Origin of the sequence: Streptomyces sp. NPDC002734, from assembly GCF_040295685.1 — a bacterium.
Taxonomy (GTDB): domain Bacteria; phylum Actinomycetota; class Actinomycetes; order Streptomycetales; family Streptomycetaceae; genus Streptomyces.
Genome location: NZ_JBEOVU010000016.1, coordinates 102,922 through 116,207, shown reverse-complemented (window position 1 = coordinate 116,207; position 13,286 = coordinate 102,922). Strand labels below are relative to the sequence as shown.

Here is a 13,286-nt window from a genome sequence, read left to right as displayed (position 1 = left end):
TCGGTGGAGCAGGTCCGCCGCCCGCACCGGCAGAACCGGAGGGCGTCATGGGCGTCACGGGAGTCATACGCGTCGCATCGGCCGTCGTGCTGGGCGTGACCGCCATCGCGGTCACGCCCGGTGTCGCGTTCGCGGCCCGGAGCGCGCCGCGCGCCGAGGGCGGCACCTCGTTCTCGTTCGCCGTCGCCCCGGAGGCCGTCGCTCCGGGCGGCAGGGTCACCCTGTCGGTGGACGGCTGCCCGCACACGGCGCGGGTGTCCTCGGACCTCTTCGCCACGGTCACGATCCCCGAGGGCCGCACGACCGCCCGGACCCGGATCCACCGGGACGCCCGTCCCGGCACGGTCCACCAGGTCTCGTTCCGGTGCGGACGCGAGACGGGGGTGACCGAGCTGAGGGTGCGGGCCGTCCGTCCGGGACCGGCCCCGACGCCCACCCGTCCGGCGCCCGTCCCCAGCCGTCCGGGGCACAGCGGTTCGCCGGTTCCCGTTCCGCCGCCCGGGGGCCACTCCTCAGGGCAGCCGGAGCACGGAGCGCACGCCGGCGCGGGCGGCACCACCGCCGGGCTCGACCTGGGCGACCTCGGTCTGGGCGCGCTGCTGGTGACCGGCGCGCTGGCGACCGCCTATCGCAGGACCCGCTCCGCCACGACGACGGACGACCAGGGCTGAGCGCGGGACTGGGCCCGGAGCGCGGGCGCCGGACACCGGAACGGCGTCCCGCCCCGCACCCCCGTCGGGGGTGCGGGGCGGGACGCCGGCGCATGCGACGTTCCCCGGAACGCTGGACTGCTGGATTGCTGGACTGCTGACCGCCGGACCGCCGGGCGGGATCAGATACGGCTCTCCGCGCGGCGGCGCATCCAGAAGAAGCCGCCGCCGAGGGCCGCGGCGGCGACCAGCCCGCCGCCGATGGCGACGTCGGTGGGCGTGGCGCCGGTGAGGGAGCTGCCGCCCAGGCCGCCGCGGACGCCGCCGAGGACGGTGAAGGCGTTGGACCGGGTCAGGGTCTTGCCCTCACCGCAGTTGGCGGTGATGCTGTGCGACCCCGCGGTGGCGTTGGAGTTGACCCGCACCGTGGCAGTGGACTTGGTCCTGCTGCCACTGACCGGGGTGAGGGAGGTCGAGGGGAAGGCCGGCGAGGTCACCGTCGAGCCCGGCATGCGGCAGGAGCTGCCCTCCACCGTGACGGTGAGCTGCCCGCCCGGGGCGATGGTGCTGGGGCTGACCTGGATGCTGCTGGGGTCCGACCAGGCGCCGGCCGTCGGGGCAGCGAGCCCGATGGCGGCGAACGCGGCGGCCGAGACCGCCAGGGCACGAGTACGCATGTGTTCCTCCGCGGAAGACGCCCCGGGACCCGTCCCCGGTCGATCGGCGAGAAAGCGCCTCCCAGTCAGACCCTGGGTCGCCCGCTGTTCCCCCGCATTTCGGGCTTCCGCCGTCCTGGTGAGCCGACACGCCGCAGGGACGCGCCGAATGCGTCATCTCCGCAGGTCACGCGGGACCGGAGATTTTCTCCGGTGCCGCCCCGGATGGCTCAGGGGCGCCCTGCGCGGCCACCCGTTCGCCCTCGCCCCGATGCCGGTCGCGCGCACCGCGCTTAGCGTTCTGCTATCGCGACAGACACGGCGACGGCCGCGTCGAGAGGGGAATGGCGAACATGTCTGCGTCCGAACTGGCGGAAGAGGAGGAGCGGCCCCGACGGCGCGCGCCCTGGGGCGTGATGGCGCTGGTGCTCCTCACCGGGCTCGCGCTCATCCGGAACGGCTCGGGGGAGTTCGACACCGGTCCCCCGCAGCCCACGTCGGTGGCCGCCGCCGACACCCGGGTCCGTCCGCAGGCCTTCCCCGGAGCGCCCGCCCCGCTGCCGTACTCCGAGGTGGACCGGGTGCGGATCCAGTCGATCCAGGTGGACGCGCCGGTCGTCCCGGTGGGCCTGGACCCCGACGGCTGGGTCGCGGCGCCGCCGCCGGAGGACCCCAACCTGGCCGGCTGGTTCAGCGGCGCGGTGACCCCCGGTGAGAACGGCACGTCCGTGCTGGTGGGCCACGTGGACAACGCGCAGGGGCCGGCGGTCTTCTACGGTCTGGGTGCGCTCAAGCAGGGGAACAAGGTCGAGGTGCTGCGCAAGGACGGGAAGCTCGCCGTCTTCGAGATCTACGGCATCGAGGTCTACGACAAGAACAACTTCCCCGGCGAGCGCGTCTACGGTGCCACCGGCACACCCGAACTGCGGGTCATCACCTGTGGCGGCGGCTACTCCCCGCAGGAGGGCTACGCGGGGAACGTGGTGGTCTTCGCCCGCCTGGTCGAGGTCCACTGAGACCGGTCGTCTCCCACGACGGTGGGCCGGTACGAGCGTCAACTCGTACCGGCCCACCGTCGTCGTACGCCTTGGTCAGACCGCGCGCCGCCGGGGCACCGCGACGTGGTAGCCCTCGTCGAGCAGCCGGGGCAGGTAGCGGCGCAGCGCCTGGACGCTCTGCGACCGGTTGCCGCCGGCGTCGTGGGAGAGCACCACGGCGCCCGGCGAGGCCTCCTTCTCCACGGTGGCCGCGATGGCCCCGACGCCCGGGGTGCGCCAGTCGAGGGTGTCGACGGTCCAGGCCATCGGCTCCATGCCCAGTTCCGCGCCGAAGCGGTAGGCCTCCCGGTTCCAGGCGCCGTAGGGGGCGCGGAACCATGCGGGGCGTACCCCGCAGGACTTCTCGACGATCTCGCTGGTGCGTTCCATCTCGGAGCGCACGGCGGAACGCGAGAGCTGGGTGAGCAGCGGGTGGGACCAGGTGTGGTTGCCGATCACGTGGCCCTCGGCGATCATCCGCCGGAGCAGGTCCGGGTTGGCCTCGACCATGTTCCCGCAGACGAAGAACATGGCGTGCAGTCGGTGTTCGCGCAGGGTGCGCAGGACCTCGGGGGTGTAGCGGGGGTCGGGGCCGTCATCGAAGGTGAGGACGACGGTGCGGCCCAGGCCGCCGACCCTCAGGAACGGTTCGTCGCGCACCGGCGTGCGGGCCGGTTTCACCGCGGGCGGGGCGAAGCCGGCCAGCGGGCTCAGGCGGTACGAGGAGGAGACGGGCGAGCGGGCGGCGCCGGCGGCGCCGGGCGCCCTGGCGGCCCGGCCGGGCGCCCCGCCCGCCGCTTTCGCCGAGGGGGCGCCTGCGGCAGGCGTGCGGGTGGGCGGTGTATCGGAGGAGAAGAGGGACACGACGCCCGCCGTGCCCGCCGCCATGAGGGCGGAGGCCCCCGCGATCAGCGCGCTCCGGCGGGACACGCCACGCCGGTCGAGCAGTTCATCCAATTTCATGATTAATCAGTCGCGCGGCCCAACGCTCGTCGCATCCCGGATGGGCGTGGCGGGGGGTGATTGCACCCTTGCGGAGCACGGGACACGGCGTGTCGCTCAGCGGCGCCGGTCGACCGTTCGTCGCACCGCTCGGCGACGCGTTCGACCGTCCGCCGCAGATCCGCGCCCGCCCACTGTTTCGCCGTCGCGGCGTGCGATGCCATACGGCCATGACGGCCGCGACGACCACCATGAACCGAGGAACGACCGCCGAGCACGAGCTGGCGCGGCTCCAGCGGGAGCACGGGCGCCCCCTGTTCGCCCTGCTGCTCAGGCTGTGCGACGGCGACCGCCAGCGTGCCGAGGACCTGGTCCAGGAGACCCTGGTCCGGGCCTGGCAGAACCCCGCGGCGCTCCACGACGACGCCTTCGAGTCGGTGCGCCCCTGGCTGCTCACGGTGGCCCGCAGACTGGCCATCGACGCCCGGCGGGCCCGCCAGGCGCGCCCCGCCGAGGTGGGTGACGCGGTGCTGGAGAACGCGCGGGTGTGCGCGGACCACGCGGAGCGGTCGGCGGCCGCACTGGACGTCCGCGAGGCGGTGCGGCGGCTGTCGCCCGAGCATCGCGACGTCCTGGTGCTGGTGTACTTCCGGGGCGCCAGCGTCGCGGAGGCCGCGGACGCGCTCGGCATACCTGCCGGAACGGTCAAGTCCCGTGCGTACTATGCCTTGCGGGCCCTGCGGAGGGTGCTTCCCGGCTACGCACCCGACCTGCGGTGAAACCGACGTCACGGTCAAGCCTTCTTAAAGCGCCTTGCCGATGACCATGGTTGAGTAATCGGCTGTTCCCATCGGTTCGTTGCGGACGGCCGGAGGAAGGCAGGCAGTCATGGTGGACACAGGAGAAGGACGCGCGGAGCCCGACGGGCTGACGGTGCCGATGGCGTGGCTGTACGCCGAGTACATCGCCGAGGAGCTGCTGCGGTCCGGGGACCTGATGCCGCCGACCTCGTTCGAGTACCGGGCGGGGCGGGAGGCGCTGGCGCTGACGGTGTTCCTCTCCGACCTGGAGGGCGAGCTGAGCGGCGTCCAGGTGGTGACCCGGCTGGAGACCTGGCGTTCCCTGACGGCCTACGACCAGCCGTGGCAGGACTGGGTGCGCGGGCGGCTGGACGCGCTGACCGCGCAGGCAGCCGAGCGGGGCGGCCGGCCGGGCCCGGACCTGCGACTGGCCCTGGCCGCCTGGCGCTGGCTGGAGGAGACCGAGCTGCTCGCCCCGGATCTGGACGCGGTGCCCGGCGGCGGTCCGGTGCCCGGGGACGACGGGCCGCAGCGGTGGACGCCGGCCTGGCAGCTGGGTCTCCCGCTCAGCCACCTCGCCATCCACCTGTTCTGAGTCAGGTGCTGCTCCGCGTCACTTGAGCAGGCGCGACAGACGCCGGTCGGCCAGGGGACGGCCGCCGGTCTGGCAGGTGGGGCAGTACTGCAGCGAGGAGTCGCTGAAGGACACCTCGCGGACGGTGTCCCCGCAGACCGGGCAGGGTTCGCCGGTCCTGCCGTGCACCCGCATGCCGCTCCTCTTCTCGGCCTTCAGCCGTCCGGCGGCCACCCCGCGGGAGCGTTCCACCGCCTCGGTGAGCGTCGAGCGCAGCGCCTCGTGGAGCCGATGGATCTCCTCGGGCGTCAGCGAACCGGTGAGCTTGAACGGGGACATCCGCGCGGCGTGCAGGATCTCGTCGCTGTACGCGTTGCCGACGCCGGCGATCAGGCTCTGGTCGCGCAGCGCGCCCTTCAGCTGCCGCCGCTCCCCCGCCAGCAGTCCGGCGAACCGGGCCTCGTCGAAGTCGTCGGCGAGCGGGTCGGGTCCCAGGCTCGCGACGCCGGGGACCTGGGCGGGATCGTGGACCACGTACACGGCGAGCCGCTTCTGCGTGCCGGCCTCGGTCAGGTCGAAGCCCTGTCCGTCGTCCAGCGCGACCCGCAGGGCGATCGGGCTCTTGCCGGGGCGGGGAGGAGTGACGGGGAGGCTGTCGTACCACCGCAGCCAGCCGGCCCGGGCCAGGTGGGTCACCAGACGCGGCCCTCCGTCGGCCGTGGCGAGGTCCAGGAACTTGCCGTGCCGGTGCACGGCGGCCACCGTGCGCCCCTCCAGGGCCGAGGGCGGCGGGTCGTAGGTCTTCAGCACGCTGACGGCGAGCGGGAGCACGCGGGTGATCTCCCGCCCGACCAGGTGGTCCTGGAGGAAGTCCCTGAGGGCCTCCACCTCCGGCAGTTCGGGCATACCCCCAGCCTGCCACGGGGCGCCGCGGGCCGCCCGCGCCGACGCGGCGGGACAAGGGCCGCGGGGCCGGCCGGCGCCGCCCTACCCGGGTTCGGACCAGGTCATCGAGAACTCGCACCACACGCACTTGCCGCCGCCGCGGGCCTCGACGCCCCAGCTGTCGGCGAGCAGGTCGACCAGCATCAGCCCCCGGCCGCTCATGCCCACCGGGCCGGGGTCGCGGCGGTGCGGCAGGGCGCTGGAGGTGTCCTCCACCTCGATCCTCAGCAGCCGCTGCGGCCCGAGCAGCACCCGCAGGGTGACGGTGGCGCACCCCTCGGTGTGCATCAGGGCGTTGGTGATCAGCTCGTCCGCCGCCAGTTCGATCTCGTCGGCCCGCTCCACGGTGCCCCAGGCGCGCACCGCCGCGCGGATCATGTGGCGGGTCTCGGCGAGCGCGTCCGGGTCGCCGGGCACGACCTCCTGCCGCAGCTGTCCGCCGCTGCGCTGCCGGCCGGGGCCGCGGCGGCGCAGCAGCAGGACGGCGACGTCGTCGTCGCCGCCCCTGCGGTCGGCCCGGTCGATCAGCGCGTCGGCGAGCCCCCGGACGTCGTCCGGCCCCTCCGAGATGTAGTCCATCAGCTCGCGCAGGCCGACGGAGAGGTCGTCGCCCGGGAGCTCGACCAGGCCGTCGGTGCAGAGCACCAGCGTCTGGAAGGTGGAGAGTTCGAAGGTGGTGACCGGGTAGGTGAGCGCGCCGAACTCGGCGGACAGTCCCAGCGGCAGCCCGCCCTCGACGGGGATCCGCCGGCAGGTTCCGTCGCCGCCGCGCAGGATCGGGTCGAGGTGACCGGCGCGCACCATCTTGACCACCCCGGTGGTCGGGTCGATCTCGGCGTACAGGCAGGTGGCGAAGCGGTCGGTGTCCAGCTCGTGGAGGAAGACGGAGGCGCGGGCCATCACGGTGCCCGGCGTGTGGCCCTCGGCCGCGTAGGCGCGCAGCACGATCCGCAGCTGGCCCATGACGGCGGCGGCGTGGGTGTCGTGGCCCTGGACGTCGCCGATGACGGCGCCGACCCGGCCGCCGGGGAGCGGGATCAGGTCGTACCAGTCGCCGCCGATGTCGCGCCCGGCGGCGGCGGAGCGGTAGCGGACGGCGATGTCGGCGCCGGGCACGCTGGGGATGGTGCGGGGCAGCATGGCCTGCTGGAGTCCCTGCGCGAGGTCCATCTGCTGCTCGTAGAGCATGGCGCGCTGCAGGCTCTGGGCCACGCTCCCGCCGAGCGCGCCGAACAGGGCCCTGTCCTGCGGGGTGAAGGTCCGGCGGCCGCTGTAGAGCAGGCCGACGGCGCCGACCGCCTTCCCCTCGGCGATCAGCGGCAGGTACGCTCCCGCGGTGATCTGGAGGGGGACCAGCTTCTCCCACAGGATCGGGTAGTTGACCGCGAACTCCTTGGCGGACTCGATGTAGCGGGGCTGCAGGGTGCGGACCACCTCGCTCATCGGGTACGGCTCGTCCACCCGGGTGATGCGGACCCCCGGGACGGCGTCCTGGGGCTCCTCGGTGACCAGCACGACGCGGTCGCCCTCCACCAGGCCGAGGACCACCAGGGAGACCCCCAGCGGGGTCCGCTGGTGGGCCTCGCCGAGGACGCGCAGCACGTCGCGGACGGTGCGGGCGGCCGAGAGGGCGGCGGTGAGGCCCTGGACGACGTCGGTCTGGCGGCGGCGCGCCTCGTCCTCGACGGCCTGCTCGAGCCGGGCCTCGCTCTCCCTCAGCTCCTGGGTGGCGTCGCGGACGATGCCGATGACGCGGCGGGGGCGGCCCTTGTCGTCGCGCCGGATGTAGCCCTGGGTGTGCGTCCAGCGCATGCTGCCGTCGCGGCGCCGGACCCGGAAGTAGCCGCCGTAGTTCTCGGCTCCCCCCTTCATCGCCCGGGTGACCGTCTCGTCGAGGCGGACGGCCTCGGTGGAGGGCACCCGGGGGCTGAGGCCGTTCGCGGTGCCGTCGAACTCCTCGGGGCGCAGGTCGAAGATCTCGTGGGCCCGGGCGTCCATGCTGAACAGGTCCGTCTCGAGGTCCCAGTCGAAGGTGCCCATGCGGTTGAGCGCCAGGATCGGCTCGGGGCCGGCGGGCCACTCCTCCGGGAGTGTCTCCTCGGTGTCCCCATCAACCATGGAGACCACCTTGCCAGCATTTGTCCGTTTCTTCGAATCGCTCTCCACCCCGGCCCGTCTCCGGCGGGGACCCCGCTCAGCCACCGAAGACATCGGTGGGGCTGCCGAAGACGCTCTCCGCGTCCACGACGGCGACCCCGCCCGGGGTCACTCCTGACACCGTCCCGCTCTCGACGACCCCGCGCTCCGGTCCGGGGGCCCGCTCGGCGTCGCTCCCGCCGGGACGCTCCCCCGCCGGCGAGGCGCCGAGCAGCGCGAGCGGCACGGCGCAGGCGACGACGGCGACCCTGATCGGTGCGCGCACGGTGTCCTCCCACTCGGTTCGGGGCACTTCGTCACCATTGTCTGCCGCGTCGGGTGCGGTCACGCAAACGGAAGCGGGCGTCACGGCCGGTCGGTCCCGGGGTCTCCCGGAGGCGGCCGGGAAGGAGGAGCGAGGTCGTGGAGTGGTTCACCGCGCCGGAGTACTGGACGGGCCGGCTGGTCCTCCAGCGGGGCCTTGCGGCCGTCTACCTGGTGGCCTTCCTCGCCGCCGCCCTGCAGTTCCGGCCGCTGATCGGGGAGCGGGGTCTGACCCCCGCGCCCCGGTTCCTGGCGCGGACGACCTGGCGGCAGGCGCCGACCCTGTTCCGGCTGCGCTTCTCCGACCGGCTCTTCGCCGTCTGCGCATGGACCGGCTGCGCCGTCTCGGCCGCCCTGCTGGCCGGAGCGGCCGACCCGGTGCCGTTGTGGGCGTCGATGCTGCTGTGGCTGCTCCCGTGGTCGCTGTACCTGTCGGTCGTGAACATCGGTCAGACCTGGTACGCCTTCGGCTGGGAGTCGCTGCTGCTGGAGACCGGCTTCCTCGCGGTGCTGCTGGGCAACGACGAGGTGGGTCCTCCGGTGGTGGTGCTGTTCCTGCTGCGCTGGCTGCTCTTCCGGCTGGAGTTCGGCGCCGGGCTGATCAAGATGCGCGGCGACGAGTGCTGGCGCCGGCTCACCTGCCTGTACCACCACCACGAGACGCAGCCGATGCCCGGGCCGCTGAGCCGTCTCTTCCACCTCCTGCCGCGCCCGTTGCACCGGGTGGAGGCGGCCGCCAACCACGTCACCCAGCTGGCGGTGCCGTTCCTGCTGTTCACCCCGCAGCCGGTCGCCTCCTGGGCCGCCGCGCTCATGGTCGTCACCCAGCTGTGGCTGATCGTCTCGGGCAACTTCGCCTGGCTCAACTGGCTGACGGTGGTGATCGCGCTGCCCGCGATCGCCTGGCCCTGGGGCGCCGCGCCCCGACGCGATCCGGGAGCACCGCTCTGGTACGAGATCACCGTTCTCGCGGTGGCCGCGGGGCTGCTGTGGCTGAGCCGGAAACCGGCGCGCAACCTGCTCTCCCGCGGTCAGGCGATGAACCGGTCCTTCGACCCGCTGCATCTGGTCAACACCTACGGGGCGTTCGGCAGCGTGACCCGGGTGCGGCACGAGGTGGTGGTGGAGGGAACGGACGACGAGCGGCCGCGCCACGACTCCGACTGGCGCGCCTACGAGTTCCGGGGCAAGCCGGGCGACGTGCGGCGCCGGCCGCGGCAGTTCGCCCCGTACCACCTGCGGCTGGACTGGCTGATGTGGTTCCTGGCCCTGTCGCCGGTGCCGGCCCGTTGGTTCACGGCACTGGTGGAGAAACTGCTCGAGGGCGACCGGGACACGCTGCGGCTGCTGCGGCACTCACCCTTCCCGCCCACCTCGCCGCCGCGCTGGATCCGCGCCCGGCTCTTCCGCTACCGGTTCGCCACCCGGGCCGAGCGGCGCGCCGAGGGCGTGTACTGGGTGCGCGAGTACGTCCGCGACTTCCTGCCGCCCACCCGGCTGTCCTGACCGGCTGTTCCGACCGGCTGTTCCGACCGGCCGGACACGGCGAACGGCGGCCGGTGGTGGCCCGGCCGCCGTTCGCCCCGCACTGTTCTCGGGTCGCTGTTCCCGCGTCGTGCCGTTCGGCGTCGCTGTCGCCGACGGCCGTCAGTCGACGCTGGGCAGGATGTGGGGCTCGGCGAGGTCGTCCTCGTAGCCGGCCAGCCTGATGGGCGCGGAACGGGCCCACACCTCCAGGCTGCCCAGGGGGCCGTCACCGTCGGCCGGGCCTCGGCCGACGGGCCGCTCGCTCGCGATCGTGCTGGACGTCGTCTTCTCCGGTGTCACCGCGCACTCCTCATGTTGGGTCACCCTCGAGGCGCGGCGCCGTCTTGTGCTCGGCGCCCGGGCGCCTCCCGGGTGCGGGTCGGTAGGGAGGCCGTTCGAGCGCGGTGGCGCCGGCATCTCTTCTCGGGCAGACCGGCGTGCCCGGCCTGTCCTGCGGCGGACCGTGGGGGGCAGGTGCGGCCCCGCCACGACGTCCGTCAGCACAAGAGTAACCAAATGAGCGGACTCCCGCTCGATAGCGCCGAAAACTTTGCGTTACCGTCTCACGTCCGACGGGTCACCGGTCCCCCCGGCCGGCTGCCGGCCGCCTCCCGGCCGCCCCGGACCGGGTCACCACTTGCCGGGCGCGTAGTCCTTCATGAAGACCCCGTACAGGTCCTCGCCCGCCTCGCCGCGCACGATCGGGTCGTAGACCCGGGCCGCGCCGTCGACCAGGTCCAGCGGCGCGTGGAAACCGGCCTCGGCCAGGCGCACCTTGTCCGGGTGCGGGCGCTCGTCGGTGATCCAGCCGGTGTCGACGGCCGTCATCAGGATGCGGTCCTTCTCGAACATCTCCTGCGCGCTGGTGCGCGTCAGCATGTTCAGCGCGGCCTTGGCCATGTTGGTGTGCGGGTGTCCCGCGCCCTTGTAGCCGCGGTCGAAGACGCCCTCCATCGCGGAGACGTTGACGATGTAGGTCCGGCGGTTCGGGGAGGCGGCCATCGCCTCGCGCAGCCGGCTGATGAGGATGAACGGCGCGGTGGAGTTGCACAGCTGGACCTCGAGCAGCTCCACCGGGGTGACCTGCTCGACGGACTGCACCCAGCTGTTGGTGTCGTGCAGGTCGGGGACGAGACCGCCGGCGTCGATGGCGGTGCCGGCGGCGATCCGCTCCAGCGAGGCCGAGCCGGAGACCAGCGCGAGGTCGGTGACGTCCTGGGCGCTGATCGCTCCGCCGCCGGAGACCGGCAGGGCGGCGACGGCGCCGGAGCCGAACGCCCCGATCACCCGGGCGGCGGGCAGCTCGCCCTTCGGCAGCGGCGCCGACTCGGCGGCCAGCAGCTCGCTGTAGGCCTGCGGGGAGCGCCGCACGGTCTGGGCGGCGTTGTTGATCAGGATGTCCAGGTGTCCCTGGGCCGTCACCGAGTCGGCCAGCGCGACGACCTGGGCGGGGTCGCGCAGGTCGATGCCGACGATGTCCAGGCGGTGGATCCACTCGTCGCTGTCCGGCATCGCCTTGAAGCGGCGGATGGCGTCGTTGGGGAAGCGGGTGGTGACCGTGGTGTGCGCGCCGTCCCGCAGCAGGCGCAGCGCGATGTACATGCCGATCTTGGCGCGGCCGCCGGTGAGCAGCGCGCGCCGCCCGGTCAGGTCGGTGCGGGCGTCACGGCGGGACCGGTTCTCGTCCGCGCACCGCGGGCAGAGCTGGTGGTAAAAGTAGTCGACCTCGACGTAGCGGTCCTTGCAGGTGTAGCAGGAGCGCGGCCGCTGCAGCACGCCGGCGATCCGGCGTCCCTCGTCGACGGAGGAGGACGGCAGGACGCCGGCCGTCTCGTCGTCGATGCGCTGCGCGGAGCCCGTGGCGGTGGCCTCGGTGACGGCGCGGTCGTGGGCGGTCTTGGCGGCGCGGCGCTCCTGGCGGCGGCGCTGCTTGACCGTCCGGTAGATGTGCGAGGTGGCGCGGCGGACCGCGACGGCGTCGGGGTGGTCGACCTCTATCCGGTCGAGCTCCTCGAGCACGCTCAGGCAGACGGCCAGGCGCTCCGGATCGATGCCCGGGCCCCAGTCCTCCGCGCCGTGGTCCTGCTGGGAGGGGATCCTCGCCGAACCGTTCCCGCTCTCCCCCAGGTCGCGCGTGGCAGTGCCCTGGCCGTCGTCCGTCACCGTCATCGCCGCTGTGTTCCTCGCGTCACTCGCTCAGCCGCGTAGCTCGGTCGAGTGACCGCGCGGCTCCCACATGAAGGCGGTGGGAGCCGTGTCGCGGATCGTCGTCCGGATTCTGTCCCACCAGGTGGCGAGGATACTGAGGGCCGCCGACGTCCGCCAAATGGGCGACGGCGGAGGCGTCGAGCGTCACACGGGGTGTCACATGGGGGCGGGTACCGGCTGCGCCTTCCCCAGTACCACGACGCCGTTGTCGGAGACGGTGTAGAGCTCGGCGTCGCGCTCCGGGTTGACGCCGATGGTGGCGCCCGGCGGGACGTCGATGTTCTTGTCGAGGATGGCGTTGCGGACGACGGCGCCCCGGCCGATGCGGACGTTGTCGTGGATCACGGAGTTCTGCACCACGGCGTCGGGCTCGACGACCACGCCCGGGGAGAGCACCGAACGCGTCACCTGGCCCTTGATGAGGCAGCCGGGGCTGACGATCGACTCGGTGGCGATGCCTCCGGCGTTGAAGCGGGCCGGGGAGAGCGTCGGGTGGTGGGTGTAGATGGGCCAGTCGCGGTTGTACAGGTTGAACACCGGCCGGTCGGCGAGCAGGTCCATGTGGGCGTCGTAGTAGGCGTCGATCGTTCCCACGTCACGCCAGTAGCCCTGGTCGCGCTTGGTCTCGCCGGGGACGTGGTTGGTGCTGAAGTCGTAGACGGCGGCGTCGCCGCTCGCGGTGAGCATGGGCAGGATGTCGCCGCCCATGTCGTGGTCGGAGTCCTCGTTCTCGGCGTCCCGGTGCAGGGCCTCCACCAGCACGCTGGTGGTGAAGATGTAGTTGCCCATGGAGGCGAGGATGGAGTCCGGGTCGTCGGCCAGGCCCGGCGGGTCGGCCGGCTTCTCCAGGAAGCGCTCGACGGTGCGGCCGTCGGCGGCCGGGGTGATCACGCCGAACTGCGAGGACTCCGAGCGCGGCACCCGCAGTCCGGCCACCGTCGCGCCCGCTCCGCTCTCGATGTGCTGGCGCAGCATCTCGCGGGGGTCCATGCGGTACACGTGGTCGGCGCCGAAGACGACGACGTAGTCGGGCTCCTCGTCGCGGATCAGGTTCAGCGACTGGTGGATGGCGTCGGCACTGCCCTGGTACCACTGCTTGCCCAGGCGCTGCTGGGCCGGCACGGGGGTGACGTAGTTGCCGAGCAGGCTGGACATGCGCCAGGTGGTCGTGATGTGGCGGTCCAGCGAGTGCGACTTGTACTGGGTCAGCACGGCGATGTGCCGGATGTCCGCGTTCACGAGGTTGGACAGCACGAAGTCCACGAGACGGTACGTCCCGCCGAACGTGACGGCCGGCTTGGCGCGGTCCGCCGTCAGCGGCATCAGTCGCTTTCCCTCGCCGCCCGCCAGCACAATGCCGAGTACGGTTGGCCCACCACGACGCATCGCCGCTCCTCTCACCGGTTCACCCACCCCTTAGGTCATGATCCGAGTGCCCCGCCCTGTGACCTGCCAATCCTGCCGTGAGAGCAAGGCCATGTCACCCG

At 73.0% G+C, this 13,286-nt stretch carries 13 protein-coding genes; 5 read left to right on the top strand and 8 right to left on the bottom strand.

The window, feature by feature from the left end; translation table 11 throughout:
* The first annotated feature begins 47 nt into the window (after window positions 1–47).
* Entirely contained in the window at window positions 48–671 is a 624-nt protein-coding gene (locus ABT026_RS16655; protein ID WP_351115179.1) for a hypothetical protein, read from the top strand.
* Between the two features lie 161 nt (window positions 672–832).
* On the opposite strand, the gene ABT026_RS16650 is transcribed toward ABT026_RS16655, so the two are convergent.
* Window positions 833–1,327, bottom strand: a complete 495-nt coding sequence (locus ABT026_RS16650; protein WP_351115178.1) for a hypothetical protein — start codon at window positions 1,325–1,327, stop codon at window positions 833–835.
* A 332-nt stretch (window positions 1,328–1,659) separates the two neighbouring features.
* Here ABT026_RS16650 and ABT026_RS16645 point away from each other — a divergent pair, with 332 nt between their 5' ends.
* Window positions 1,660–2,322 carry a class F sortase gene (locus ABT026_RS16645; RefSeq protein ID WP_351115177.1) on the top strand — a complete coding sequence of 221 codons (663 nt, stop codon included), beginning with the start codon at window positions 1,660–1,662 and terminating at the stop codon, window positions 2,320–2,322.
* 75 nt (window positions 2,323–2,397) lie between these two features.
* Here the strand turns inward: ABT026_RS16645 and ABT026_RS16640 are convergent, their stop codons facing one another.
* On the bottom strand, window positions 2,398–3,306 hold the full coding sequence (locus tag ABT026_RS16640) for a polysaccharide deacetylase family protein (protein ID WP_351115176.1): 909 nt from the start codon (window positions 3,304–3,306) through the stop codon (window positions 2,398–2,400).
* Between the two features lie 209 nt (window positions 3,307–3,515).
* On the opposite strand from ABT026_RS16640, the gene ABT026_RS16635 reads away from it, so the two are divergent.
* Together ABT026_RS16635 and ABT026_RS16630 are read left to right on the top strand one after the other, a co-directional pair.
* The gene (locus ABT026_RS16635) at window positions 3,516–4,064 is read left to right on the top strand and encodes a sigma-70 family RNA polymerase sigma factor (RefSeq protein ID WP_351115174.1); all 549 of its coding nucleotides are present in this window, start codon (window positions 3,516–3,518) and stop codon (window positions 4,062–4,064) included.
* A gap of 109 nt (window positions 4,065–4,173) precedes the next feature.
* Window positions 4,174–4,680: a hypothetical protein gene (locus tag ABT026_RS16630; RefSeq protein ID WP_351115173.1), complete on the top strand. Its 507-nt coding sequence runs from the start codon at window positions 4,174–4,176 to the stop codon at window positions 4,678–4,680.
* 18 nt (window positions 4,681–4,698) lie between these two features.
* On the opposite strand, the gene ABT026_RS16625 is transcribed toward ABT026_RS16630, so the two are convergent.
* From ABT026_RS16625 to ABT026_RS16615, 3 genes are all read right to left on the bottom strand, one after another.
* Window positions 4,699–5,565 (bottom strand): Fpg/Nei family DNA glycosylase, encoded by an 867-nt coding sequence (locus ABT026_RS16625; RefSeq protein ID WP_351115171.1) that lies wholly within the window; start codon window positions 5,563–5,565, stop codon window positions 4,699–4,701.
* Between the two features lie 81 nt (window positions 5,566–5,646).
* Window positions 5,647–7,722, bottom strand: a complete 2,076-nt coding sequence (locus tag ABT026_RS16620) for a SpoIIE family protein phosphatase (RefSeq protein ID WP_351115170.1) — start codon at window positions 7,720–7,722, stop codon at window positions 5,647–5,649.
* A 76-nt stretch (window positions 7,723–7,798) separates the two neighbouring features.
* Window positions 7,799–8,053: a hypothetical protein gene (locus ABT026_RS16615; protein ID WP_351115169.1), complete on the bottom strand. Its 255-nt coding sequence runs from the start codon at window positions 8,051–8,053 to the stop codon at window positions 7,799–7,801.
* A gap of 110 nt (window positions 8,054–8,163) precedes the next feature.
* Here ABT026_RS16615 and ABT026_RS16610 point away from each other — a divergent pair, with 110 nt between their 5' ends.
* Complete coding sequence (locus tag ABT026_RS16610; protein WP_351115168.1) at window positions 8,164–9,570, top strand: lipase maturation factor family protein; 1,407 nt, start codon at window positions 8,164–8,166, stop codon at window positions 9,568–9,570.
* Between the two features lie 141 nt (window positions 9,571–9,711).
* Here ABT026_RS16610 and ABT026_RS16605 read toward each other — a convergent pair whose 3' ends face one another.
* From ABT026_RS16605 to glgC, 3 genes are all read right to left on the bottom strand, one after another.
* Window positions 9,712–9,891 carry a hypothetical protein gene (locus tag ABT026_RS16605; RefSeq protein ID WP_351115243.1) on the bottom strand — a complete coding sequence of 60 codons (180 nt, stop codon included), beginning with the start codon at window positions 9,889–9,891 and terminating at the stop codon, window positions 9,712–9,714.
* A 330-nt stretch (window positions 9,892–10,221) separates the two neighbouring features.
* Window positions 10,222–11,760: an SDR family NAD(P)-dependent oxidoreductase gene (locus tag ABT026_RS16600; RefSeq protein WP_351115166.1), complete on the bottom strand. Its 1,539-nt coding sequence runs from the start codon at window positions 11,758–11,760 to the stop codon at window positions 10,222–10,224.
* A gap of 195 nt (window positions 11,761–11,955) precedes the next feature.
* Entirely contained in the window at window positions 11,956–13,185 is a 1,230-nt protein-coding gene (glgC, locus tag ABT026_RS16595; protein WP_351115164.1) for a glucose-1-phosphate adenylyltransferase, read from the bottom strand.
* Window positions 13,186–13,286: the final 101 nt, after the last annotated feature.